Origin of the sequence: Halopenitus persicus, assembly GCF_900107205.1 — an archaeon.
GTDB lineage: Archaea > Halobacteriota > Halobacteria > Halobacteriales > Haloferacaceae > Halopenitus > Halopenitus persicus.
In genome coordinates this window covers 347453-371494 of record NZ_FNPC01000002.1, presented here as the reverse complement: position 1 = coordinate 371494, position 24042 = coordinate 347453, and the positions used below count along the sequence as shown (strand labels likewise).

The window sequence follows — 24042 nt, the reverse complement described above, 5'->3', positions numbered from 1 at the left end:
ATCGACGTCACTCCCCGGCGTCGACGGACCGGGTCGCGGACTGCTGACCCGGCTCGGGGTCGGAGTGGCGACGATGGAGGACGTACTCGAGGACGGTTCTGGCGAGAACGGCCGCGAGGACCAGCAGGCCCAGCGCGACGCCGACGAAGAGGACGCCGATCGCGCCCGGTCCGGGCAGGTTCTCCGGCAGGGTCGCGATCAGGACGACGAATGCCGCGCCGGCGGTCACGACCAGGACGATCTCGAGCACCCGAGCGACGCGGTAGATCGGCCGGTCGCCGAACCGGCCCAGCGGCGCCTCGTCGGTCAGCAGGGCCCGGTAGCCGACGACGAGCGTCTCGGCGAGCACCACGAGGCCGAGGAGCGGTCCAAGGAAGGCGACGAGCAGGAACACGCGAAGCGGTCCGACGGGACTGAAACCGGTCAGCGCCACGACCGTCGCGAGAACCGTCACGAGGACGGCGGCGAGCTTGCAGGCCTGGAGGGGCGCGGCAGCGAGGAACTGACGTGACATTCCGGATCGACGTACGCGTCGTTCCTTATAAAGGTCGGTCACCGTCGGCCTCGGGGATCGACGTCACCGTCGCGCGACCGTCCGTCACGACCCCGTGCTCGGCGTCCGCGACGGCGGTCGGAATCCCGTCTTCGGTCCCCGTCGACGCTTCCGACCCCGTCAGCTCACCCGACTCGTCGCCATACCGTGATCGAAGCGAGGCCGCGATCGCGTCGCGCACGCAGACGCGCGTCGCTCGCCCGACCGGCGTGGCGCTCCCGGAGAAGGTCGCGAGCTCCCCGTCGGGATCGTCGGCGACGACGACCGCGTCGGAGGTCGTCCCCGGGAACCCGGTCAGCGCGAGCAGCGTCGCCGCCTTCGCCTCGGCAACGACCGTGAGCAGGTTCGCGAGCGCGCCGTCCGCGAGCGACCGCGTCGTGCCGGCAACGAGGTTGACCGTGCCGGCGTGGTGCTGGTCGCCGGCAGTCGTCCTCGCGAAGCCGTCCGACTCGTCCGGGTGCGGATCGATCGTGTCTCCACCGACACGCTCAACCGGCAAGGCGGCCGGGTTGGAGAGTCCGGCGGTCGCGAGGACCGCAACCGGGCCACGCCGTGCGATCCGGGCGTGGGTCTGGTCGACGCCGGTGAGGAGGGCCGGGGCGGCGTCGGGACCGACCGACCCGTCGAAGCCCGCGCGGTCGAGCCGGCCCGCGACGTACGCGCGCAGGTCGCGAGCGTCGAACCCCTCTGGCACGGTGACGTTGTACGCGGCGTCGGCGACGCGACGGCCGCCCTCGAAGCCGGTCGAGAGGAACCGCGTCCCCGGCCGCAGAAGTCGACAGACGCCGTCGGAGACGGTCGCCTCGAAGACCGGATCGGAACGCGACCCCACAGCCGGCCGGGGCGGATCGGGGCGCCGGTCAGACATCGAGCGCCTCGAGGACGCCGTCGTTCTCCGCCGGGCGCCGAACGGCGATCCGGACGTGGCTCTCGAGCGTGCGGAACGTGCGGGCGTCACGGAGCGCGTAGCCGGCCGCCCGAGCGTTCGCGAGCAGCGCGTCCACGCCATCCACGTCGGCATCGGCGCGGTCCTCGGTATCGACGCGGTCCTCGGCATCGACGTCCGCCCCGTTGACGGTCGAGACGTCGGCGGTCGAGACGTCAGCAGCCGAGACGTCGACGAGGAGGAAGGGCGCGTCGGACGGACGAACCGTGAACCGCGACGCGAGCCGGTCGGCCATCCGATCGCGCTCGCTCGCGACGCGCTCGCGCGTTCGCTCGAGGAACGCCGCTTGCCCGAGACAGTGCGCGCCGACCGCCGCGGCGGGCGTCGAGAGCCCCCACGCCGGCCGCGCGGTCTCCAAGGCGTCCCGCCACTCGCCGGTCGCGACGAGAAAGCCCGCGCGCAGCCCCGGGAGCCCGAAAACTTTCGTCAGCGATCGGGCGACGACGACGCCCGGCTGGGGGGCGAGACTCGACGCGTCGGTGAAATCGAGGAACGCCTCGTCAACGAGCAGCGGGGTGTCGGCGGCGCGACAGCGCGCGGCGAACGCTTCGCGGTCGCAGCGGGGGAGCAGCTCGCCGGTCGGGTTGTTCGGGGTGCAGACGATCGCGAGCGCGTAGCCGGCCGGATCGGCATCGAGAACGGCGTCGTGCGGGACGAACTCCGGCGTCCCGCCCTGTAGCCGAACCTCGCGGGCGTACTCGCCGAAGGAGGGCTCCGGAAGGAGGACGCGGTCGCCGGGATCGACGGCGAGCGCACAGACGAGTCGGATCCCGGCGAGCGCGCCGGCGGTCGGGATCACCCGTTGCGGATCACAGTCGAGATACTCGCCGGCCGCCGTCCGGAACTCCGCGTAGTCGTCGGACGGATACCGGCGTGCGGCGGCGCGGGCGGCGTCGTACACCGGGGTGACCCCGGCGGGGGACTCCGGGTTCGTGTTCGCGCTGAAGTCGACGACCGACCGGTCGCTCACCCCGCCGTGGGGGACGCGATCGGTCCGGGCGAGGGCCTCGCGGTCCATACGCCCGGAACCGACGCCGCGGACACAAAGGTTCCGTTCGCGGCGACGGCGGGCGGCGGACGATGGGCAGTGGGTCGATCAGGGCCTCACGACCGCCGCCGGGCAACCCGGAGATCGCCGGGACGGTTGACGTTGACCGCGAGGGCGGGGTCGTCGACGATCCGGACGGCCTCGTCCTCGGCGGCCTCGTCCGCAGCCGCGCGCCCGACGACGTTCAACCCGGTCGGCGCAACCCGCGCGTCAGCAACCGTCATCGTCGTGTCGACGCTGACGCCGAGATCGCGTTTCGTCGCGACCGGCACGCAGACGGTGAGCGATCCGTTCTCGGCGTTCCGACGCGCGTGATCGACCGCCGCTGAGACGTGCTCCGCCCGGAGCAACGGGAGATCTGCCACGACGGTGATCGCCGGCCGGCCGACGTCCGCGAGGGCCGCCTGCAGGTCGGCGACGTAGCCCTCGCCGGACCCCTTCCGGGGGATCAGGGCCGTCCGATCCGTCCCCGTCGCGAGCCGATCGGCAACCGACCGAAGGTGCGCGAGCGTCCCCGGGGTGTGCGGCGACGCGACCGCGTGAATCGTCCCCACCGCGTCCGACTGCCGAAGCGCCCGGATCACTCGATCGACCATCGGCTCGTCGTCGACCCGAACCAGGGGCTTCTCCGCGCTCGCGTCGATCGGGCCGCCTGGAGGCGTGTCGGCCGACTCGGATTCTCCATCGCCCGCGAGTCTGGTTCCGCGGCCGCCGCACAGGAGGATCGCGGGGAGGGGTTCGGGGACGCGATCGCCCGGGTGAGCGGCGACGCGATCGACCGAACGCTCGGCCACGCGATCGACCGAACGCTCGGCCACGCGATCGACCGAACGCTCGGCCACGCGATCGACCGAACGCTCGGCCACGCGATCGACCGAACGCTCGACTACGCGATCGCCCATACGATCACCCCCGCGTGAAGCGCCACCGCGCGGCCGACTTCGTTGATCGCTCCGAAGACGTCGCCGCTGACGCCGCCGAGCCACGTCCGCGTCCGGATGCCGACCACGAGCGCGACGACGGGGGCGGCACACAGCGCGGCGAGGACGGCGGGCAGGGCGCCAGCCGGAACGCCGAACAGGACCGGAAGCGCGACCACGACGGCCGGGAGCGCGCCGGCGGGCGTCGCCGGGTCCGCCAGGCTCGACCCAAGCCCCTCGTGGGCCGCCGTGCCGAAGCAGGCCGCAAGCGCCATCGCGAGCTTCGCGCCGACCTCGGCGGCGAGGACGATCCGGGCGGCGACGACGGGATCCGTCGTCGGCAGCGCGAGCGCGGCGACGCCGAGCGTCACGGCGAGAAGCGTCACCCCCAGAGCGAGGACGCCCCCGACGCCCAGGTCGGCGTCAGCCAACACTGCCCGTCGTCGGTCCGGATCGTGAGCGGCGACCGCATCGCCGAGGTCCGCCAGTCCGTCGGCGTGAGTGACGCCCGAGAGGACGTACAGGAGACAGAGGTAGCCGGCAACCGCAGTCGGCCAGGGAGCCGACGCGCGGCCGGCGACGAGGACGAGCGCGGCGAGCGGGAGGCCGATGACCCAGCCAACGACCGGAATCGTCCACGGAGCGGCCCGGAAGTCGTGCCAGTCGCTCGGGCAGCCGCCGGGCACCGGGATCCGGGTCAGAAACGTCACCGCGCCGCGGAGCGCGCCGATCCGTCGGCGGATCGGTCCGGTCGCGGCCGCCGGGGATGGGTCAGTCGATCCGCTGGAGTCAGTCGGTCCGCTCGGGTCAGTCGATCCGCTGGAGTCAGTCGATCCGCTGGGGTCAGTCGATCCGCTCGAGTCGGTCATCCGACGGTCCACACCCCCGTCCCCGCAGCGATCGTCTCGACGACCAGACAGCAGCCGACGGACAGGGCGATCCCGAGCCAGGCCGCACGGTTCACGACGCGGACGCCGCGGCGTGCCGCAGTCGTGGACGGAAGGTCGGCCGCGGCCTGGAGCGTGTAGGTTCCCGGTTTCTCGAGCCGGACGTCGAGGACCGCGGCGAGCGTCGCCATCGGCCAGCCGGAGTTGGGCGAGTCGGGGACGCGAGCCCACCGGCGGGCGCCGAGCATCGCGGCCGGTCGGCCGGCGGCGATCGCGATCAGCAGCGCCGAGAGGCGGGCGGGCACCCACATAGCGAGGTCGTCGAGGCGCGCCGGCGCCCACCCGACCCGGCGGGTTCGGTAGCCGAGCATCGAGTCGAGGGTGTTGACGCCCTTGATCCACGCCGCGGCGCCGGTCGCGACGACGAGGGGAAACGCCGGCGCACGCGGCGCGGCGGGACCGAGCACGACCGCAGCGCCGAGCGTGAAGGCTGCGAGGGGAGCGATCAGTCCGTCGGCGAGGTTCTCGGCCGCGCTCTCGACCGCTGCGGACCGGACCTGGCCGGCCGAGAGCGCGTCGGCGTCGCGTCCGGCGAGCGCGCGGAGCGCATCACGGGCTGCCGGGAGGTCGGAGTCAGCTAGCGAACGGACGCGTTCCGCGGTCTCGACGAGCAGCCGTCGACTGATGCACGTATACAGAACGAGCCCCGCAACGGCGGCGGCCAGTCGGGGGCCTGCACGCCCGGCGAGCGCGACGAGGCCCGCCGCGGAAGCGGCGAATCCGAGGGGAACGACGGCGGCGATCACGACGCCGACCGGTCGGGAATCCGGGATCGCTCGGTCGAGCCGGTCGACGAGGGATCCGAGCAGGGCGACCGGATGGATGCGTTCGGGCGGTTCGGCGAACGTCGAGTCGAGAGCGGCCGCCGCCACCACGGCGAGGGCGGCCGCCCCCGTCACCGCCTGGCCTCCAGCCGGGTCGGGAGGTCGGTGAGGGGCGTTTCGGTGACGTCGATGAACCGGCCGCCCAGGGCCTCGATCCCGCCGTCCACGGCCGGCTCGTCGCCGACGTGCGTGAGGTCCTCGAGGGAGGCGTCGAGCGCCTCCGCCGCGGCCTCGAAGGCGCGGCGGTCGGGCTTTCGCCAGCCGCAGCCGATGCTGGTCGTGACGGCGTCGAACTCCCCGCGGAGGTCGCTCCGGATGAGGGTTCGCGGAACGAGCTCCGGAACCGAGCAGTTCGAGAGAATGCCGACGGGGCCACGGTCGCCGGCGGCCCGAACCGCCTCGCGGGCGCCCGCGCGGAGGGTCACGTCCGGATCGAAGGCCGCGACGACCGCGTGGCGGGCGACGTTGTCGGACACCTCGACGTCGCGGGAGGCCAGCGCGTGCGCCACGTGGGCGGGCAGCGGGATCTCGGCCCCCTCGGGTGCGTCGACGTGGACTTCGCCGTAGGCGACGTGCCAATCGTCCGGCACCGTGACGTCGCGCGACTCGAGCTCGCGGGCGACGGCCTCGGCCGGGTCGATCGGGTAGTCGATGTCGACGAGCGTGCCGAAGAGGTCGAAGGTGAGGGCCACGTTGGCGGCCGTACGCCGAGGACCGGATTGAACCTGTCGGTCGGGGCGATCAACGGCATCGACGAAGCAACGGGCGAATCGTGCGGGTAATCGGCTCTCAGACCTGTCGCGCGAACGCGAGGTTGCCGGAGACGTTCTCGATGTAGGCCCGGACGGTGTCTCCTTCCTGCGCGCCGGGAACGAAGATCGTGTAGTCGCCGCGCTCGGCGACGCCGTCGCCCTTCCGGCCGGTGCCGACGATCTCGACCTCGTAGGTGGTTCCCTCCTCGACGGTCTCGGTTCGGCGCTGGGTCGTGGAGGTCTGTTTGGCGACCGGTCGGAAGGCGCCGCAGGCCTCACAGCGCAGCATCGGCGTGCGGTCCTCGGTGACGAGCCGCGTGTCCGGAAGGCCACACTCCGAACAGGTCACGTAGGAGGCGACGTAGGCGTCGATGGCGGCCTGGAAGTCGTCGGCGCGGAAGTTGCCGTTGTACCGGGCGACGCCGTTCTCGTACTGGCCCGCCGTCCCCAGCTCGCGCTGGATGTTGGAGTGGACGTGTTCGGGGTCACGCGAGAGCGCGTCGGCGATCGCCGAGAGGTTCGTCAGACGGGTGAACGCTCCGTCCTTCTGCGCGGTCGGGTCCGGGACCTGGAGGCGCTCGTCCGAGCCGCCGAGATCCGGCAACTCGTCGATCGCGCGGTCGAGACTGGCCTGGTAGTCCATACGGCCGGGAGGCGGTCGCGACGGAAAGCGCTTCCGGGTTCGCCGATCCGCGGAAATCGACGGGGACAGCCCCACGACCGCCGATCCGCATCGACGATCGACGTCGGTCCATATCGGACGATCGCGTGTCGGACGATCGTGCGGCGACCGACTGACGATCGTCAGACACGGAGGAAGATACTTATACGACCCGGAAATATCGGTATTCGAGCGATGAGCAAGATCACGTTCCGCGCCGACGACGACCTCGTCGAGCGGCTGGAGGAGTACGACGCCTCCAAAAGCGAGGTGATGCGCGAGGCGCTGCGCACCTACCTCGAGTCGGTCGACCCCGGAGACGGGAGGGCCGGCCGGAACGTGACGACGGAGTCCGACGCCGGGACGGACGGACCGACGGACCCGGAAGCCGGGATCGACGCCGCGATCGCCGACCGCGTCGACGAGCTGATCGACGCGCGGCTGGAGGCGGCGCTCGACGACCGGCTCGGCGGACACGGACCGGCCCGGCGCGGAGCGTATACGCCCGAATCAGGGCGTGACATCAACGTAAACGTCACACTCGACGGGGTTCGCGCCGACGAACCGGTCGTCGAAACCGACGACGAGACGGCACCGTCGGCGGACGCCGAGGATCGTAAGACACGCGAGGATCCGGTTCCCGAAGGGGCGCAAACGGACCGTAAAACGTGCACGAGCTGTGGCGAGGATATGCCCGGAGAACACGTCTACTGCCCGAATTGCGGGGAGAAGCGGTCTCACCGGGTGTTCTGTGAGTGCGGCGACGAGATCCGGTCGGACTGGTCGTTCTGCCCCGGTTGCGGCCGCCGAACGCCGGCAGCGGACGTCCTTGACAACCCATAACACCGCGTAAACGGGCGTTTCAGCCTAGTATACGCGTGTTCTCGTAACTCGTCTTACAACGGCCGGTACTTTTAAGTACCTCGCATCTGTGCGTTCATCTGCGTAAGACGGTCGTCTTACAGACGGCCGCCAGGACGGTGATACCGATTCCGTCCGGCGGTTTTCGTGTGTAAGACGGATGGCACGCCGTGTCACCGTCTTACCGGGGGAATGACAATGGAGCGTGTGACACTACGAATCCCGAAACAGCAGATCGAGGAGGTCGAACAGATGGTCGAAACGGGCGAGTTCCCGAACCGGAGCGAGGCGATCCGGTCGGCGGTCCGTGAGATGTTGAACGAACAGGACGGCGAATACAACGGCCGTCGGCGCACCGAGCGCAGCTGGGCGAAGGTGTAACGATGCAGGACATCGTTCAGGACGCCTTGGCCAACGCGGAAGCGGAACAGCGCGAGATGGACGTCGACGCCGATGAGGACGACGAGTTCGGCGATCCGCGGATCGTCATCGTCGGCGCCGGCGGAGCCGGGAACAACACGATCAACCGGCTGTACAACATCGGCGTCGACGGCGCCGACACCGTCGCCATCAACACGGACAAACAGCACCTGAAGATGATCGAGGCCGACACGAAGATCCTCGTCGGCAAGTCGCTCACGCAGGGGCTCGGCGCGGGCGGCGACCCCAAGATGGGCGAGCGCGCCACCGAGATGGCGCAGGGTACGATCAAGGACGTCCTCGGCGATGCGGACCTCGTGTTCGTCACCGCCGGGATGGGCGGCGGGACCGGCACCGGCGCCGCGCCCGTCGTCTCGAAGATCGCCAAAGAGCAGGGCGCGATCGTCGTCGGGATGGTCTCGACGCCGTTCAACGTCGAGCGTGCCCGGACCGTCAAGGCCGAGGAGGGGCTCGAGGAGCTCCGCAACGAGGCCGACTCGATCATCGTGCTCGACAACAACCGCCTCCTCGATTACGTCCCGAACCTGCCGATCGGGAAGGCGTTCTCGGTGATGGACCAGATCATCGCCGAGACCGTCAAGGGGATTTCCGAGACGATCACCCAGCCGTCGCTCATCAATCTGGACTACGCGGACATGTCCACGATCATGAACCAGGGCGGCGTCGCGGTGATGCTGGTCGGCGAGACCCAGGACAAGAACAAAACCCAGGAGGTCGTCAACGACGCGATGAACCATCCCCTGTTGGACGTCGACTACCGCGGCGCCTCGGGCGGGCTGGTCCACATCACCGGCGGCCCGGACCTGACGCTCAAGGAGGCCGAGGGGATCGCGAACAACATCACCGAACGCCTGGAGGCCAGCGCCAACGTCATCTGGGGCGCGCGCATCCAGGAGGAGTACAAGGGGAAGGTTCGCGTGATGGCCATCATGACCGGCGTGCAGAGCGCGCAGGTCCTTGGCCCCTCGACGCAGAAGCAGGCCGACCGGTCCCGCGCCAGCATCGACGGCGGGGACGTGAGCGACGTGCCCGGCGGCGCGAGCGCGAACGGCGGCGCCGACGCCGCGAGCTGGGAGTCCGACGGCGGCGTGGAGCCGACCGAGAAGCAGAACGGTCTGGACGTCATCCGCTAGCCCGGACGGCAGCTCCGCGACCGCGACGTCGAACCGGGACACACGATCGACGTGCCGCCCGACCTGCTTTTTATTCACAGTCCGCGAGTGGCGCAAGCGGATCCGACTTACGTGAACGATCGACAGACACAGGTGGTCGGGGACGGAGATACGGACGATGCTCGGGTTGGAACACGGATTCCGGATCGTCGACGTGCACGCGACGCTCGATCCGGACGAGGAGTCCGTGGCGACCCACGGCCGCGACATCACGCCCGAGCGGCTCGAACGGGAGATGCACCAGGCCGGCGTGGTTCGCGCGATCGTCTCCCCCGGTAAGCGTCCGGCCGGGGAGAGCTACCTCCGCGTGAACAACGCCGTCGCCCGGCTGAGCGTGGACCGGCCGTTCCTCGCGTTCGCCCGACTCAACGGGCCCCGCGATCCGGGAGCGACGCCGGTCGGGCGCCTCCGAAACCTGCGGACCGAGCGCGGGGACCACCACACCCGTCCGGACGACATCGAGCAGTACGCCTACGACGACCGGTTTCACGGCTTCACGCTGGCGCCCGCCGCGGACGGGATCCCGGAGGCGGACGTCCTCGAACGGCTCGCGGACGCCGACCAGCCGGTGCTCGTCGACGGCGGCGTCTCCTTCCCGCCCGACCGGCTCGAGGAGACGTTGCTCCCGTACGGGTTCCCGGTGGTGCTCGGCAGCTTCGGGGGCTACCCGCTCGAGGAATCGCTGATGCGCGAGGCCTTCGAGCTGCTCGCGGAGTACGACCAGCTGTACCTCGACACCAGCGCGGTTCGGTTCCGGGACGTCCTCGAGACGGGACTGCTCGAACACCCGGACCGGATCCTGTTCGGAAGCGGCGTGCCGGACGTCCATCCGAACGTCGCGGTGATGGAGATCCTCACCCTCGACGTCTCCGAGGACTTCATGCGCCGCGTGTTCACGAAGAATCCCTCGCGGGTGATCCCCGGACTGGCGGCCGGCGCGGACCTGTAGCGGACCCGGACACGATCCGTAACCGTGGATCGATATGTGAATGAGCGAGTCAAAAACACCACGTTCCTGGGTCCAGTTCCGATCCGTTTTTGAGTCGGTCGCTCCAAACCGGCGTATGACGCGCATCGTCGTGATCGACAACCACGGGCAGTTCACGCATCTGGAGCGGCGCGCGCTCCGGGACCTCGGCGTGGACACCGAGTTGATCGACAACGACACCCCGCCCGCGGAGATCGACGCCGACGGCATCGTGCTCTCGGGCGGCCCCGACATCGACCGCATCGGCCGCTGTCCCGACTACCTCGATCTGGACGTCCCGGTCTTCGGGATCTGCCTGGGGATGCAGATCATCGCCGACGAGCTCGGCGGCGCCGTGGGCGACGGCGAGTACGGCGGCTACGCCGACGTCGACGTCGATATCACCGACCCGGACGACCCGCTGGTCGGGTCGCTCGCGCCGGAAACCCGGGTGTGGGCCTCACACGCCGACGAGGTGACGGAGCTTCCCGACGGCTTCACGCGGACCGCTAGCTCCGACGTTTGCTCGATCGAGGCCATCGCGAACGCGGAGACCGACCGGTACGGCGTGCAGTGGCACCCGGAGGTCGCCCACACCGAACGCGGCGAGGAGGTCTTCGAGAACTTCATCGCGATCTGCGAGTCGGCCTGACGGCTCCCGAACCGCGGCGCCGCGAACCGTCGGACCGCGGCGGGACGGGTCGTCGACCCGTCGACCTCACAGCCGGTAGGTTCGTCGGGCGAGCGCGCCGCAGCTATCACAGCGACGCCGGTACTGGATCCGGTCCCCGGTGGTGACCGCCTCCCAGGACGGGTCCGGATGGACGTACCCACACGCCGAACAGACGTGACCGTCCTGATCGAGCCGGTCACGCAGCCGGTCGAGCGCCGTCGTTCCGCGTGCCGTTTTTGACATACGTTACCAATACACACTACGAGGACAAATACGTATCGGCGGCTGCTGGGGCTGGCGATCGGATCGATGCGACGGATCACCGGCCGATCCCGCGGCCGACTGACGAAAACGGCTTCGACGGACGAGCCCGACGCGAGCAGACCCGCCGAACGCGATCAGGCGTCGAAGAGGTCGTCGACGGCGTCGCCCGCGGCCGCGACGGCCTCCTCGGCGACCGCCTCGGGATCGACCTCGTCGTCGGGTGCGTTCAGGTAGACGTCGACGTCGAGCACGCCGTCCTCGAAGGTCACCGTGACGTCGAGGTCCGTGACGGCCGACTGGCGATAGTGGGAGAAGACGACGCCCTCGGCCGCCTCGGCGGCGGTTCGAACGACCTCGTCGTCGGACGGGTCCGACGACCGGTCAGCGCCGTCCCGGTCGGTCATCTACGCGCCGCCCGCGCCCGGACCGCCGGGACCCATCGGGCCGCCGCCGGCGCCGCCCTGCAGGAGCTGCTGGAGCTCCTCCTGGAGGCTCTCGAACTGCTCTTGGACGCGCTGTTCCTGCTTTTTGAGCTGCTCGACGCGAACCTCGAGGGAGTCGACCTTCTCCTCGAGGTCCTCGTGGGCGCTCTCGTAGTCCGTCTCGACGAGGATCTCGCCGACCTCGCGGTACATCGTGGCGTCGTCCTCGACGTCCTCGAGCGCCTCGAGGGCGGTCTTCGAGTCGTTGAGCGCGGACTGGGACTGCTCCTTCTGCTGGGCGACCTGCTGGGCGGTCTCCTGTAGGTCCTGCAGCTCCTCGATCTTCTCCTGTGCCTCCGGCGGCATATTACCCTGCATGGACGGGAGGAGACGTCCCGGACTGAAAAACCCCCGTCTTTGTCCTTCACCGGACTACTCGTCCGAACGAACCCGTGAGCGGCCCGTTGCGGCCGCCTCGGCCGCCGACTCCGCCACGTCGACGAGCCGCACCCAGCTGTTCGTGCCGGCACGGAGCGCGACCAGATCCCGGGCGCAAACCCGAACGATCACCGTTTCCCCGTCGCGGTCGAGGAACGCCCGTGACCGGGGATCATCGACCCCGCCGATCTCGGGCGCGAGCGCGTTCGTGACCGCTCGCGATCGATCCCGCGAGGGATACCGAAACCGGAGCGTGGCCGCGTGGGCGAACGACGGATCCGATTCGGACGTGGGGCCGTCCGACGTCGTGGACTCACCCGATGTCGTGGGGCCGTCCGACGTCGTGGGGTCGTCCGACTCGGCCCCGGATTCGTCCGGCGTGGACGTGGATCGGTCGGCCATCGGTTCGGAGAAGGGACTCGGGACCGCGGCGCTATTCGACGGAGACTTCCTTGACGTCGCCGCCGCGCTCCTTCAGAAGCACGCGGTGGCCGCAGTAGGGACAGCGGACGCCGCCGTACTCGTCAAGCGTGACGTCTCGCTTACAGCGGGAGCACCGGTAGCTCATCGGTTCACTCCTCGTCCGACAGGGCTGCGCGGATCGACCGTCGGACGGTGCGGCCGCCGGGCGTCTCGGGACGGTAGGCACCGCCCGTGAACGTCTCGCCCGTCTCCTCGTTGACCCAGATGCCGGTTCCGATCCGTTTGACGGAGTCGCCGTCGACGGTCGCGGAGCGCATATCTCCCTCGATCTCCTTGACGCGTTTTCGGGCGACGCGTCCGTAGCGTGCGCCGAAACGACCCGAACTGCCGGTCGATCGTGCCTTCTGCTCAGCCATAGTACCGTTCGATACTGCCAGCACGAGTAAAAAGGCTACGAGTCGGCTCCGCCGATGCGGGCGTCCCCGATCGCCGATCGAGCCGACACCGACGGGCTGACAAACCCGGCGCGCGAGTCGCCGGTATGGACGAGATCGCCGTCGAGCCGGTCGAGAGCGTCGAGCCGGAGTCGCGAACCGACGTCGACGCCGACCTCCCGGCCGGAGTCGACGCGCCCGAGTACGTGCTCTACGGGGGCAAAGGCGGAGTCGGAAAGACGACGATGGCGGCGGCCACGGGTCTCTCCTCGGCCGCCGGCGGGGTCGACACGCTCGTCGTCTCGACGGACCCCGCCCACTCGCTGTCGGACACCTACGGCGTCGACGTGCCCGCGACGCCGGCCCGGATCCGCGAGGACGTCCCGCTGTATGCGGTCGAGATCGATCCCGACGACGCGATGGAGGACGGCGTGTTCGGCGCCGAGGGCAACCCGCTCGGCGGGCTCGGCGACCTCGGGGAGATGGCGGGCGGTCCGATGGCGGGCGACGGGAACAACGGCGAGTCGGAGTCCGGCGGCCCTGGCGGCGGGCCGGCGGGCGGACTCCTCGGCGGGACGATGCCCGGCGCCGACGAGGCGGCGGCGATGCGACAGCTGCTCGAGTACCTCGACGACCCCCGATTCGACCGCGTGATCGTCGATACGGCGCCGACGGGACACACCCTCCGGCTGCTGGAACTGCCGGAACTGATGGACTCGATGATCGGCCGGGTGATGCAGCTCCGGCAGCGGTTCTCCGGAATGATGGACGGCCTCACGGGACTGTTCGGCGGCGACGCCGACGACGCGGACCCGAGCGAGGACCTCGACGAGCTTCGCGAGCGGATCGAACGCCTGCGGAGCGTCCTCCGCGATCCGAGCCGGACCGACTTCCGTATCGTGATGATCCCCGAGGAGATGAGCGTCGTGGAATCGGAGCGGCTTCTCGACCGGCTCACGGAGTTCGGGATTCCGGTCAACACGCTGGTGGTCAACCGAGTGATGGAGGACCTCGACGACGTGGCCGACGTCGACCCGGAATGGGTCGTCTCGCCGAACCTGGCGGACTGCGAGTTCTGCCAACGCCGGTGGGAGGTCCAGCAGAACGCGCTCGAGCGGGCCGGCGACCTGTTCCGCGGCCGCGAGGTGAAGCGCGTCCCGCTGCTTGGCGATGCGGTCCACGGGGACGCCGCCCTGCGCGTCGTGGCCGCCTGCCTCGAATAACGGCGGCGAGCCGGAGCGGTCGACGCGCGGAGACGGTCTATGACGTCACTTTGGTGAGAAAGCCGTACGCCGCGTCGAGCATCGGGTCGGGAAGGAACCGGGCGAGCACGGCGATCCGGGGAAGCGTCCCGGGCTGGACGCGGGCCGGCGGCTGGGTCGCGCTCGCGGCGTTGCAGATGGCGTCGGCGACCACCTCGGGCTCGACCGATCCGGGGCCGTCGCCGGCGATGAGCTGAGTGTCCTCGAAGACGCGGTAGAACTCCTCGTAGGCGCCCGACCGGTCGATCCCGGCGTCGTCCTGCTCGTTCCCGTCGCTGCCGTCGACCTCCCGGCTCGCGCGGTCGGCGAAGTTCGTCCGTACGGGACCGGGTTCGACGACGACGACGTCGACGTCGTACTCGGCGACCTCGTTCCGGAGCGCGTCCGACATCGCCTCGATCGCGTGTTTCGAGCCGGCGTAGGCGCCGGTTCCGGGCAGGGCGATCCGACCGAGGACCGAGGAGACGTTGATGATCGTCCCGTCGCGCTCGCGGCGCATCGCGGGCAGGACGGCCCTGATCAGCCGGTGGGGTCCGTAGACGTTCACGTCGAACTGCTCGTGGACGCGGGCCGTGGAGACGTCCTCGAGGGGACCGAACTGTCCGTAGCCGGCGTTGTTCACGAGACAGTCGATCGCTCCCTCCTCGTCGAGGACCCGATCGACGACGCGCTCGACGTCGTCGCCGTCGGTCACGTCGAGGGTGGCGAGCTCGCAACCCGCCTCGCCGAGCGTCTGGATGTCGGCCGGATTCCGCGCCGTCGCGTACACGGTCCAGTCCTCCTCGAGGAACGCCCGCGCCGTCGCGCGCCCGATGCCCGAGGAACACCCCGTGATGAGTACCGTCCGTTGCACGTTCGACGTCTCGGACGGGAGCGCCATAACTTCCACCGTTCCGTCCGCGCGACGACCGGGTGCCCGACGATCGACGGCGGACCGTCAGTGCTCAGGAGTCACCGATCGACCGCTTGACCGCGTCAGCGTACGCGTCCGCGAGCCGCGTCGGCTCGGGAAGCTTGTACCCGGCACACAGCGCGTCGACGATCGCGACCGTGGTCGTCGCCGACACCCGGTGGCCCGGGCTGACGTAGAGGGGGTTCACCCGCCGGCTGTTCGGGTACTGCCGCGACTGGAACGCGTGGCCGATCACGGTCCCGGCGACGTCGTCGGTGGTTCCCTCGGGGGATTCCACGTGCCCGTCGGCGCGGATCGGGGTCGACCAGCCCGCCGGACGCTCGTCGACGTCCGCGTCGGGCGTCCCGCAGAGGAGGCTCTTGGCGACGCCGACGCTCGGGAGGTCGAGCGCCACGCCGACGTGGGTCGCGATCCCCGCCTGCCGGAAGTGGATGCGGCCGGAGCCGTCGAAAACGGCGAGGTCCGGGTCGACCGACAGCGTCGCCAGCGCGTCGAGGATCGGTCCGCCCTCGCGGAACGCGAGCAGTCCCGGGATGTACGGGATCGAGAGCGGCGAGACGGCGTGGGTCCGCTCGACGATCCGTCCACCCTGGAGGGCGACGATCGCCGAGACGACGGCGTCCTCGAGGAACGCCTGATCGATCCCGACGACGACCGGGGGAGCCGCTCCCGACGAACTGGACGACTCGTCGGATCCGAACGTTTCGAGCGTGCTCTCGAACGCGTCGCCACGCTCGGGACCCGGAACGCCCTCGGTGAGATCGAACGGGTCGTCGATCGCCACGGCGTCCGGTCCGAAGGCCGGAGCGTTCCCGTCGCCGAGGTCATCCTCAAAGACCGCGGCGGCGGCGATCTCGCGCTGGAGGTCCTCCATCGCCTCGCGGGACAGACCGGGATCGGGAACGAACTCGGGACGTGCGAGCTCGAGCGAGGACCGAGGACGGTCATCCGTTGACGCTGGATCGTCGTCCACGGGCGTCGCATCATCGTCCACGGGCGTCGCATCATCGTCCGGCGGGGGTGGGGAGTCCACGGCGATCACCGCCGACGTCCGGGACCGCCCGGACCGCCAGGACCGCCAGGACCACCCGGGCCGCCGAACTGGAGCCGGGTCGGCGCGCGCATCTCGTCCTTGACGTGCTTACCGTACGCGAGCCCGACGAGGAGGCCGGCGAGGTGCGCCCAGTGGGCGATCCCGCCGGCCACGCCGCCGAGACCGAGAAAGACGCTGACGACCGCGAACCCGATGGTCAACAGCCACAGCGGCATCGGGATGAAGAAGTAGAGGTAGACGCGGAGCTTCGGGTTCAACACGGTGAGGACGCCCATAATCGCCATGATCGCTCCGGAAGCGCCGACGACGCCGGGACCGACCGGGCCGACCAGAAAGCCCATCCCGATCTGAGCGAGCCCGGCGAGAACGCCGGCGCCGAGGAACAGCGCCGCGAACCGCTTCGACCCGATCCGTCCCTCGACCGGCGGACCGAAGAAGTAGAGAACGATCGAGTTGAGCGCGATGTGCGTGAAGTTGCCGTGGGCGAAGACCGCGGTGACCCACGTCCAGACGTACTCTAGGTGCTCCGGGCGAAGGACGAACAACGACCGCGAGAGCTCCTGGCCGAGGAAGCCCCCGATGAGCACCTGCAGGAGGAACGTCGTCCACATCAGCCCGAGGAACAGGAACGTCAGGTTCCCGCGGAAGTAGCCGAGGAGTCCCCCGGTCGAGGTCGCGCGGTCGACCCGTGCTCGGAGCCGGTCGGTCATCGACCCGGACCGCGACGGGCGTGACTCGTCCGACAGGGAATCGTCGAACCCGCTTTCGAACACTCCCGAGGGGTCGTCCCAGTCGCCGATCCCGGGGCAGTCGTGATTCTCCGGCAGCCGGTGGTCCGCACAGAACGTTTGCCCGCACCGGTGACACTGGTACGGGAGGTTCTCGTAGGCACCACACTCGTCGCACGTCGCCATTGCCGTGGCGTTGTGGCGGCGCGGGTAAAGCGGTTTGGCCTCGCGGTGGCGTTCGGGAGACGCATACCGCGACTGTCGGTCGTTCCGCGGCCGGTCCGGTCGGTCGTTCCGCGGCCGGTCCGGTCGGTCGTTCCACGGCCGGTCCGGTCGGTCGTTCCACGGCCGGTCCGATCGCCCGTATCGAAGCGATTAAGCGGCGGACACGCGAACCGCAGCCCATGCAGCACCTCATCATCCGTGGCGACCCCGGGATCCGCCGCGACGCGGTGATCAACTACGACGGCCGGGAGATGATCTGCTTTTCCGTGAACCGGCAGGGCGACTGGCACGGCCCCGATGAGCCCCAGCTGTGGTGTACGATCGGCACCGAGGACGAGTACGAGACCTACGCGAAACGCGAGTACGTACCCCACCGTCTGGAGACCGAATCGATCGACGCCGAGGACTTGGACGTCGTCAAGGCGAAGGGCGACCTCGCTGTCTGAGACCGGTCGACGGAGTCCGAGCCGACGCGAAACAACGGGCCAGCCGGGCACGACCCGACCGGACTTATAACAGATCGTCCAGATCGTCGTTGTCGAACGCCGAGACTCGATCGACCCGATCGCGGTCCTCCGTCTCGGTCTCGGCCGCGGCCTGGCGTGCCCGTTCGAGGAACCGCTCCACGCGGTCCGACCGCTGGACGCCGCCGAGCAGAACGATCGTCGCGAGCCGGTCCGACTGCAGCGGGAAGTCGCCGCCGCGGACCTCCATCGATCCCGTCTCGTCCTCGAGCCAGCGTCGCGACTTCTCGACGCCCTTGCGTGGAATGCGGTCGATATCGCCGGCCGCGATCAGCAGCGCCCGGTCGGCGTCGGTCGCCTCGGGGAGGCTGAGCCCGGTCATTACCGCCTTCCGCGTCGTGCTCATCAGGGCGGTGACGTTCTCGGCGGGGTCCTCCGCGGCGGGGGCGCTCGCGTAGCCGACCGCCGCGATCCCGCCGGCGCCGAGCGTGTTGATCACCTCGCTGGTGTCGACGACCGACTCGCCGACGCCGTGGGTTGCCTCGCCGGCCGCCAACAGCAATCCGACGCGCTTGGCCAGCTTGCGGTTGAGGCTCCCGTAGCCCCCCTCGACGCTCTCGTCCGTCGAGCGCCACGCGTCGTTGTCGAGCAGGAGCGTGGCGTCCGCCTCGCGGAGGAGCGTCTTCAGCGACCGCCCCGCGTTCACCTGGTAGAGCGCCCCCTCGTCCCGTGCGGGAAGGACGCCGAGCGCGTACACCGGAACGTCGTAGACGCGGCGCAGTTCGCGAACCAGCACCGGGGCGCCGCCCGACCCGGTGCCGCCGCCCAGTCCCGCGATGACGACGATCGCCTCCGCCTCGGCGGTGATCCGGTTCGTCAGCGCGTCGAGGACCTCGACCGAGTCCTCGGCCATCACCGTCGCGCCGAGCTCGTTGTCGCCGCCGACGCCGTGCCCGTTGACGCGCGACTGGCCGATCAGGACGGTGTCGACGGGGAGGGGATCGAGGTCCGCCACGGCGGTGTTGACCGCGAGGGCCTCACGCACCGCGTCGAACCCCATCTCGGCGTCGAACTCGGCCAGGGCGGTCGTCACCTTCCCGCCCGCCTGCCCGACGCCGACGAGGACGGCCTTCATACCTCGTACGATGAACGCACCGGCGTATGAAGGTTTCCCCGGTGACGTCCCGTGATTCCGACGGAACGACGGCCGAGCGGAGCCGAAACGGAGGTCGAGGTCGAACCGAGCGCGGGCCGAGATTTATATACGGAATCGACACAGCGACCCTATGTCCGAACACGGTTCGGCAACGGGTGGACGCCCCGCTGCGACGACCGATCAGGATCGGGAGCGAGCGATCGGAGCCGACGGGAGCGTCGTGAACGGTGACGGCGGCTTCGACCGAATGAACGGGAGCGACGGGACGGGAGCGGCCGACAGGACGCGCGAGGTCGGCGAGGACGATCTGGCGGAGCGCGTCGACGCCATCGAGCGCGCCATCACCGGTGACGCGGCGGCGACCGATCTCTCCGATCGAGCCGCGATGGATGCCCGGATCACGGATCTGGAGGCGGCGATCGAGACGATGGACCGTCGCATCGAGGACCTCGACGCGGCGACCCAGGCGGTCAGGGGGTACGTCGGGGGCGTTCGAGCCGTCAATCGGGAGGTCGAGCGTCGAGCCGATCTCGCGCTCGCGAAGGCAAGCCGCCTCGAAGGCGATCAACCCGCGACCGGGCGAAAGGCGGATCGCGATCACGACGCGCCGACCGACGCCGATGCCGGCGCGGTCGATGTCGGACCGACCGTCGATAACGCGGATGACGACGACTCAGCGGGTTACGGTCCGGCGGACCACGACCGGATCCGTTCCGACGGGGCCATCCCGGACGGAAACGGCGACGGCGAGGCGCCGTGGGGGAGGGACGACGACGCCGGAACCGACGACGGGAGGAACGAATCGACGACGGGACCGAGCCGGTCGGCCACGAGACGTGCCGACGGCGGCGCACCGCGAACCGATCGACCGCCGGCGGCGGCTGCCGCGGTTCCGGACGCGGACGAGATCGGTCGGATACCCGATGCCGCAACCGATCACGCTGATTCCGCAACCGACCGCCCCGACGCCGGCGTTCTCGCGAAGCTCCGTGACGTGTTGTGATCCGAACGGTCCTCGCCGTCGTGGTTGCCGTGGTGCTGCTGGCGACGGCGTCGCCGGCGCTGTCCGACGCCGGCCACCAGACGACGCGAACCGAACTCGGAACCGTCGCGGAGCGGCTCGACCGGATCGCGACAGGGATCGCGAGCGACTCGACGGCGCTCGCCGACCCGACGCTGGCCGCACGGACGACCGTCTCGATCGCCGTTCCCTCGGGATTCGGATCGGCTCCGGTGGAGCGGGCACGCATCGGTTGTCTGCGGGACGACGGGTCCACGATCGATGTCGGATCCCGGTCCGGGGGAAACTGCCGACTGACGCTCGCGTACCGTTTCACCGGCGCTCCGGTCGAGACGCACACGATTCCGGGCGCCACGCTGGCGCCGGCGACGCCGCCGATCGAACTCTCCGCGACGGGGACGACCGTCCAGCTCCGGTACGTTCGTCGCGACGGAACGGCCACGGTCGAACTCCTGCCCGTCGAGACGGAACCGTGACGAAACCACACGACGGCCGCTCATTTATATACGATACCGCGGCAGCCGACGTATGTCACCGCTCGATCGCCTCGGCGACCGGCTTCCCGCCGATGTCGTCGACGGTCTCGGAAGCGTCCACGACCGGTTCGTCGGTTCGGCCGACGAGTCGAGGTCGATCGTTCCGGCCAGCGAGGGCTGTGCGTGCCGAACCGCGATCCCCGACCCTGACGTCGGCGACCGATCCGACCGAACGATGCTGACCGTCGACGCACGCGACTGTCCCGGCGAGGGCGCCCTGGCGTCCGAACCCGCGTGTCGGTCGACCGTCGTTCGCGCCGTGGCCGACCGCGACGTCGACGCGATCCGCGTGCGTGCTCGCGAGCGGCGGTTCACGTACCGCGACCGGGCGGCCGCGCTGTTGCTCGCCGCCGGCCGGTTCCACGAGCGCGTCCGCGGATTCGAGCCGCGAACGGCCGCGACCGCGGCACGGGATCCGCTTCGGGCCGCGACCGACGCCATCGGGCGTGCCGGACCGGTCGCTCTGGCAGCCGCCGAAACCGGACTGATCGAAACGACGCGGCCGGTGGAGGGCTACGAGGAGGTACTTCGACCGTACGTGACGCCGGATATCGCGACCGCCGAGGTCGCGACCCGACCGCCGCCAGGGGCACGGCTCGCGGACCGGTGGGTCACGGATACCGGAGCGACGGTCCGGATCTATGACCACGACGGTGCGTTCCGGACCTACCACCTCACGCCGCCGGAGGCGTCGTTGTCGACGCGGGAGTTGGACATCGTCGCCGCAGCCAGACGACGTCTCCTCGAGGGCGAAGCGGACGGTTCCCGTGAACCCGCAGGAGCGATCAGAGCGACCGTTCGCGAGCGCGAAGCGAGCAGCGACCGTGATCGCGGAGCGGAACGTCACCGGGGTGGAGCTGATCTCGAAACGGCGGACGATCTCGTCGACGTGCTTCGCCGACACACGCGAGGCTACGGCGTGTTGGAGGACGTCCTCGCCGACGACCGCGTCTCCGACGCGTTCCTCACGCCGCCGGTCGCGGAGACGCCGCTCCGGGTCGTGGTCGACGGGGACCGACTCCCGACGAACGTTCGGCTGCCGCCGCGGGGCGCCGGAACGCTGGCCTCCCGCCTCCGACGGGTGTCCGGCGAGGGGCTCTCGCGGGCGTCGCCGACGCTCGACGCGACCATCGAGACCGAACACGGTTCCGTCCGGGTCGCGGCGACGACCCGACCCGCGAGCGACGGCTACGGATTCACGTTCCGCCGCGGCGGCACGGAGGCGTGGACGCTGCCGCGGCTGCTCGAGTCCGGAACGATGACGCCGGCCGCCGCGGGCCTGCTCTCGGTCGCGGTCGAGCGCGGGGTCGCCGGACTCGTCGCCGGCGGGCGGGGTGCGGGAAAGACGTCGACGCTCGGCGCGTTGCTGTGGGAGCTTCCGGCGTCGACCCGCGGGATACTGATCGAGGACACTCCGGAACTCCCGGTCGATCGACTTCGGGCGGCAGGACGCGACGTCCAACGCCTCTCGGTGGGAGACGGTCGCGAGCTGGCGCCGGCCGAGGCCGTCCATACCGCGCTCCGTCTCGGTGACGGGGCGATCGTCGTCGGGGAGGTGCGCGGCGAGGAGGCCGCGGCGCTCTACGAGGCGATGCGTGTCGGTGCCAGCGGAGAGACGGTATTGGGAACCATCCACGGAACCGATCCGGAGGCTGTCCGGGAACGGGTCGTCACCGACCTCGACGTTCCGTCGACCGCGTTCGCGAGCACGGACCTCCTCGTCCTTCTCGATTCCCACCGGGTGGTCACGATCGCCGAACTCCGGACCGGACGGGACGGCGTCGTCTTCGATCGTCTGTTCGAGCGGGACGGCGACGACCTCGTCGCGACCGGCCGGATCGACCGCGGGACGAGCCGGCTCGTGGACGGATTGGCACGCGGATCCGAGTCGTACGCGGACGTGCGGGCGACGATCCAGGCACGGGCGGAGACGATCGCCGCACACGCCGCAGCGGGACGAACGTCTCCGAACACGATCGGGAACCGGGACGCGGAAACCGACGGGGGGAAACGATGACCCCGGAACCCCGAAGCGATGACCGGCTCGGTGGTGAGTCGGGACCGGTCAGTCCGACCGAACCGACCGACTCGGTCGAAACGGCGAGCGACGCGGAACTCGAACGAGCGCTGTCGTTTCTCGACGACGACCGGACGCCCGCGGGGATCGAGGGATCCGCACGGCGATGGGGCCTGGCGGTCGGGGCTGCGGCGGCGTTGCTGGGAGCGGCGCTGCTACGCGGCCCAAGCGGCGTCCCGATCGCCGCCGCCATCGGCTACGGCGTCTATGAGATTCGACGTCGATTCCCGTGCTGGCTGGCAGCCCTCCGACGAACGCGGGCGCTCGGGGCGGCGCCCGGAATCGTGGGCCGGCTCGTGCTTCGGATGCGGTTGGAGCCGTCGATCGAGCGGGCGGTCACGTTCGCGGCGGAGACCGGGAACGGTCCCCTCGCGGAGAGCCTCGCGGACGCGGCCGTCCGGTCGCGAGCGAGTCCCGATTCCGGATTGCAGTCGTTCACCGCGGAATGGAGCGCGTGGTTCCCCGCGCTCGAACGGGCCGGAACACGGATCCGGGCGGCCGCATCGGCCCCGCGGGAGCGACGCGAACGGGGACTGGACCGCGCACTCGAGGCGGTCACGGCCGGAACGACCGATCGAATGGCCGCGTTCATCGGGGACGTTCAGGCGCCGGTGTCGGGTATCTACGCCTTCGGCGTCCTGCTGCCGCTGGCGCTCATCGCTCTGCTTCCGGCGGCACGGGCGACCGGGCTCCCGCTCGGCGCCGCCACGATGGCGGTCGTGTACGTCGTCGTCCTCCCCTCGATCCTCCTCGTCGCCAGCGGCTGGTTGCTGTTGCGTCGCCCGGTCGCGTTCCCGCCGCCACGAATCGACGCGAGCCATCCCGACGTTCCGTCCGGATACCGACGTCCACTCGCCGCCGGCGTGATCGCCGGCATCGGCGGCTGGGTTCTCGGCGGCGCCGTCGTTCCGTGGAGTGCGCCGATCGCCGCCGTCGGGTCCGGATTCGGCGCCGGGATCGGTATGTTCGCGCTCCCACGTCGCCGAGTGCTCCGGCGGGTTCGGTCGATCGAGGCGGCGCTTCCGGACGCGCTCTCGACCATCGGCGGCGCGGTCGCGGACGGCGTCGCGGTCGAGCGCGCGGTTCGACGCGCCGGCGAGACGATGGACGGTCCCGCCGGCGCGGCGTTCGTGGCGGCCGGCCGGCGGAGCCGAACCCTCCGCGTCGACGTCGAGTCGGCGTTGGTCGGCGAGGAGGGACCGTTCGCCGACGTACCGAGCCCGCGGGTGCAGGGGGCAGTGGCGCTGCTGTCGATCGCCGCCCGGGAGGGACGGCCCGCGGGCGACGTGGTCATCGAGCTCGCCGACCAGCTCGAGGAGCTGCGGACGCTCGAACGCGACGCAACCAGACAGCTTCGGACCGTCACTCGGACGTTGTCGAACACCGCGACGGTGTTCGGGCCGCTCGTCGGCGGCGCGACGGTCGCGCTCGCTGCCGGGATGGACGGCGGCGCGATCGCCGGCGGTGGCGGACTCGATCCCGTGGTGGGAACGATGCTGGCGGGGGATCCGACCGCCGGAGCCGGAGGCGGAGCGTCGGCGTCGGCTGCAGCACCGGCGGCCGCCGGTTCGGAGGCGGGAACGGAGGCAGGTGGCGGTCCGGGTGTCGGTCCGAGTTCCGGGCCGATCGTCGACCCGATCCCGGTTCCGGTGCTCGGCCGCATCGTCGGAACGTACGTGCTCCTGCTGTCCGCGATCCTCACCGCGCTATCGACGACGATACAGCGGGGGCTCGACCCGACGCTCGTGGCGTACCGGGTCGGCATCGCCGTTCCGACAGCGACGGCCACCTACATCGTCGCGTTCGTCGGCGCGGGGACGCTGCTGTGAAGGTTTATACCGCATACCGGGGCCACTCCGT

At 70.5% G+C, this 24042-nt stretch carries 29 protein-coding genes; 11 read left to right on the top strand and 18 right to left on the bottom strand.

Annotated elements, in window-relative coordinates:
• Positions 1 to 7: 7 nt before the first annotated feature.
• The 8 genes from BLV25_RS04880 to BLV25_RS04845 all read right to left on the bottom strand — a co-directional run bounded on the left by BLV25_RS04880 (position 8) and on the right by BLV25_RS04845 (position 6633).
• Positions 8 to 514, bottom strand: coding sequence for a hypothetical protein (locus BLV25_RS04880; protein WP_092731151.1), 507 nt, complete (start codon positions 512 to 514; stop codon positions 8 to 10).
• Between the two features lie 25 nt (positions 515 to 539).
• Complete coding sequence (locus tag BLV25_RS04875; protein WP_039400080.1) at positions 540 to 1421, bottom strand: adenosylcobinamide amidohydrolase; 882 nt, start codon at positions 1419 to 1421, stop codon at positions 540 to 542.
• Positions 1414 to 2517: an aminotransferase class I/II-fold pyridoxal phosphate-dependent enzyme gene (locus tag BLV25_RS04870; protein ID WP_092731149.1), complete on the bottom strand. Its 1104-nt coding sequence runs from the start codon at positions 2515 to 2517 to the stop codon at positions 1414 to 1416. The genes BLV25_RS04875 and BLV25_RS04870 overlap by 8 nt, the downstream gene beginning before the upstream one ends.
• An 86-nt stretch (positions 2518 to 2603) precedes the next feature.
• Positions 2604 to 3449, bottom strand: coding sequence for an NTP transferase domain-containing protein (locus BLV25_RS04865; RefSeq protein WP_092731147.1), 846 nt, complete (start codon positions 3447 to 3449; stop codon positions 2604 to 2606).
• Positions 3434 to 4336: an adenosylcobinamide-GDP ribazoletransferase gene (gene cobS, locus BLV25_RS04860; RefSeq protein WP_092731246.1), complete on the bottom strand. Its 903-nt coding sequence runs from the start codon at positions 4334 to 4336 to the stop codon at positions 3434 to 3436. Before cobS ends, BLV25_RS04865 begins: the two co-directional genes overlap by 16 nt.
• The gene (gene cbiB, locus BLV25_RS04855) at positions 4333 to 5313 is read right to left on the bottom strand and encodes an adenosylcobinamide-phosphate synthase CbiB (protein WP_092731145.1); all 981 of its coding nucleotides are present in this window, start codon (positions 5311 to 5313) and stop codon (positions 4333 to 4335) included. Before cbiB ends, cobS begins: the two co-directional genes overlap by 4 nt.
• Positions 5310 to 5930, bottom strand: a complete 621-nt coding sequence (locus BLV25_RS04850) for an HAD family hydrolase (RefSeq protein WP_021072524.1) — start codon at positions 5928 to 5930, stop codon at positions 5310 to 5312. Before BLV25_RS04850 ends, cbiB begins: the two co-directional genes overlap by 4 nt.
• 97 nt (positions 5931 to 6027) lie before the next feature.
• On the bottom strand, positions 6028 to 6633 hold the full coding sequence (locus tag BLV25_RS04845) for a translation initiation factor IF-2 subunit beta (RefSeq protein WP_021072523.1): 606 nt from the start codon (positions 6631 to 6633) through the stop codon (positions 6028 to 6030).
• 213 nt (positions 6634 to 6846) lie between these two features.
• Between BLV25_RS04845 and BLV25_RS04840 the strand changes: the two genes are divergently transcribed.
• From BLV25_RS04840 to BLV25_RS04820, 5 genes are all read left to right on the top strand, one after another.
• Positions 6847 to 7494, top strand: coding sequence for a double zinc ribbon domain-containing protein (locus BLV25_RS04840; protein ID WP_092731143.1), 648 nt, complete (start codon positions 6847 to 6849; stop codon positions 7492 to 7494).
• Positions 7495 to 7710: 216 nt separating this feature from the next.
• On the top strand, positions 7711 to 7893 hold the full coding sequence (locus BLV25_RS04835) for a ribbon-helix-helix domain-containing protein (RefSeq protein ID WP_039400069.1): 183 nt from the start codon (positions 7711 to 7713) through the stop codon (positions 7891 to 7893).
• 2 nt (positions 7894 to 7895) lie between these two features.
• Positions 7896 to 9086, top strand: coding sequence for a cell division protein FtsZ (gene ftsZ, locus BLV25_RS04830; RefSeq protein ID WP_021072520.1), 1191 nt, complete (start codon positions 7896 to 7898; stop codon positions 9084 to 9086).
• A gap of 157 nt (positions 9087 to 9243) precedes the next feature.
• Positions 9244 to 10074 carry an amidohydrolase family protein gene (locus tag BLV25_RS04825; protein ID WP_021072519.1) on the top strand — a complete coding sequence of 277 codons (831 nt, stop codon included), beginning with the start codon at positions 9244 to 9246 and terminating at the stop codon, positions 10072 to 10074.
• 115 nt (positions 10075 to 10189) lie between these two features.
• Positions 10190 to 10744: a GMP synthase subunit A gene (locus BLV25_RS04820; RefSeq protein ID WP_092731141.1), complete on the top strand. Its 555-nt coding sequence runs from the start codon at positions 10190 to 10192 to the stop codon at positions 10742 to 10744.
• Positions 10745 to 10810: 66 nt separating this feature from the next.
• On the opposite strand, the gene BLV25_RS04815 is transcribed toward BLV25_RS04820, so the two are convergent.
• The 6 genes from BLV25_RS04815 to BLV25_RS04790 form a co-directional block, all read right to left on the bottom strand.
• A complete protein-coding gene (locus tag BLV25_RS04815; protein WP_021072517.1) occupies positions 10811 to 11008 on the bottom strand; it encodes an HVO_0649 family zinc finger protein in 198 nt (65 codons plus the stop codon).
• Between the two features lie 155 nt (positions 11009 to 11163).
• Positions 11164 to 11433 carry a DUF3194 domain-containing protein gene (locus BLV25_RS04810; protein WP_092731139.1) on the bottom strand — a complete coding sequence of 90 codons (270 nt, stop codon included), beginning with the start codon at positions 11431 to 11433 and terminating at the stop codon, positions 11164 to 11166.
• Positions 11434 to 11817 carry a prefoldin subunit beta gene (locus tag BLV25_RS04805; RefSeq protein ID WP_039400064.1) on the bottom strand — a complete coding sequence of 128 codons (384 nt, stop codon included), beginning with the start codon at positions 11815 to 11817 and terminating at the stop codon, positions 11434 to 11436. It abuts the gene before it with no gap.
• Between the two features lie 66 nt (positions 11818 to 11883).
• A complete protein-coding gene (locus BLV25_RS18130) occupies positions 11884 to 12291 on the bottom strand; it encodes a KEOPS complex subunit Pcc1 (protein ID WP_092731137.1) in 408 nt (135 codons plus the stop codon).
• A gap of 31 nt (positions 12292 to 12322) precedes the next feature.
• On the bottom strand, positions 12323 to 12457 hold the full coding sequence (locus BLV25_RS04795; protein WP_021072513.1) for a DNA-directed RNA polymerase subunit P: 135 nt from the start codon (positions 12455 to 12457) through the stop codon (positions 12323 to 12325).
• Between the two features lie 4 nt (positions 12458 to 12461).
• Positions 12462 to 12728: an eL43 family ribosomal protein gene (locus BLV25_RS04790; RefSeq protein WP_021072512.1), complete on the bottom strand. Its 267-nt coding sequence runs from the start codon at positions 12726 to 12728 to the stop codon at positions 12462 to 12464.
• Positions 12729 to 12853: 125 nt separating this feature from the next.
• Here BLV25_RS04790 and BLV25_RS04785 point away from each other — a divergent pair, with 125 nt between their 5' ends.
• Positions 12854 to 13969 carry an ArsA family ATPase gene (locus tag BLV25_RS04785; RefSeq protein ID WP_092731135.1) on the top strand — a complete coding sequence of 372 codons (1116 nt, stop codon included), beginning with the start codon at positions 12854 to 12856 and terminating at the stop codon, positions 13967 to 13969.
• Between the two features lie 37 nt (positions 13970 to 14006).
• Here the strand turns inward: BLV25_RS04785 and BLV25_RS04780 are convergent, their stop codons facing one another.
• The 3 genes from BLV25_RS04780 to BLV25_RS04770 all read right to left on the bottom strand — a co-directional run bounded on the left by BLV25_RS04780 (position 14007) and on the right by BLV25_RS04770 (position 16889).
• Positions 14007 to 14888, bottom strand: coding sequence for an SDR family oxidoreductase (locus BLV25_RS04780; RefSeq protein ID WP_092731133.1), 882 nt, complete (start codon positions 14886 to 14888; stop codon positions 14007 to 14009).
• A gap of 64 nt (positions 14889 to 14952) precedes the next feature.
• A complete protein-coding gene (locus BLV25_RS04775; protein ID WP_092731244.1) occupies positions 14953 to 15795 on the bottom strand; it encodes an endonuclease V in 843 nt (280 codons plus the stop codon).
• A gap of 164 nt (positions 15796 to 15959) precedes the next feature.
• A complete protein-coding gene (locus BLV25_RS04770; RefSeq protein WP_092731131.1) occupies positions 15960 to 16889 on the bottom strand; it encodes a rhomboid family intramembrane serine protease in 930 nt (309 codons plus the stop codon).
• Positions 16890 to 17107: 218 nt separating this feature from the next.
• On the opposite strand from BLV25_RS04770, the gene BLV25_RS04765 reads away from it, so the two are divergent.
• Complete coding sequence (locus BLV25_RS04765; RefSeq protein ID WP_021072507.1) at positions 17108 to 17374, top strand: HAH_0734 family protein; 267 nt, start codon at positions 17108 to 17110, stop codon at positions 17372 to 17374.
• A gap of 64 nt (positions 17375 to 17438) precedes the next feature.
• Here BLV25_RS04765 and BLV25_RS04760 read toward each other — a convergent pair whose 3' ends face one another.
• Positions 17439 to 18527, bottom strand: a complete 1089-nt coding sequence (locus tag BLV25_RS04760) for a tubulin/FtsZ family protein (protein WP_092731129.1) — start codon at positions 18525 to 18527, stop codon at positions 17439 to 17441.
• Positions 18528 to 18678: 151 nt separating this feature from the next.
• Here BLV25_RS04760 and BLV25_RS04755 point away from each other — a divergent pair, with 151 nt between their 5' ends.
• Genes BLV25_RS04755 through BLV25_RS04740 form a run of 4 tightly spaced genes read left to right on the top strand, consistent with a single transcriptional unit; the run spans position 18679 to position 24011 of the window.
• Complete coding sequence (locus tag BLV25_RS04755; protein WP_092731127.1) at positions 18679 to 19551, top strand: DUF7310 family coiled-coil domain-containing protein; 873 nt, start codon at positions 18679 to 18681, stop codon at positions 19549 to 19551.
• Positions 19548 to 20045: a DUF7311 family protein gene (locus BLV25_RS04750; RefSeq protein ID WP_092731125.1), complete on the top strand. Its 498-nt coding sequence runs from the start codon at positions 19548 to 19550 to the stop codon at positions 20043 to 20045. The genes BLV25_RS04755 and BLV25_RS04750 overlap by 4 nt, the downstream gene beginning before the upstream one ends.
• A gap of 52 nt (positions 20046 to 20097) precedes the next feature.
• Positions 20098 to 22122, top strand: a complete 2025-nt coding sequence (locus BLV25_RS04745; protein WP_092731123.1) for an ATPase, T2SS/T4P/T4SS family — start codon at positions 20098 to 20100, stop codon at positions 22120 to 22122.
• The gene (locus BLV25_RS04740; RefSeq protein WP_256335646.1) at positions 22119 to 24011 is read left to right on the top strand and encodes a type II secretion system F family protein; all 1893 of its coding nucleotides are present in this window, start codon (positions 22119 to 22121) and stop codon (positions 24009 to 24011) included. Before BLV25_RS04745 ends, BLV25_RS04740 begins: the two co-directional genes overlap by 4 nt.
• Positions 24012 to 24042: the final 31 nt, after the last annotated feature.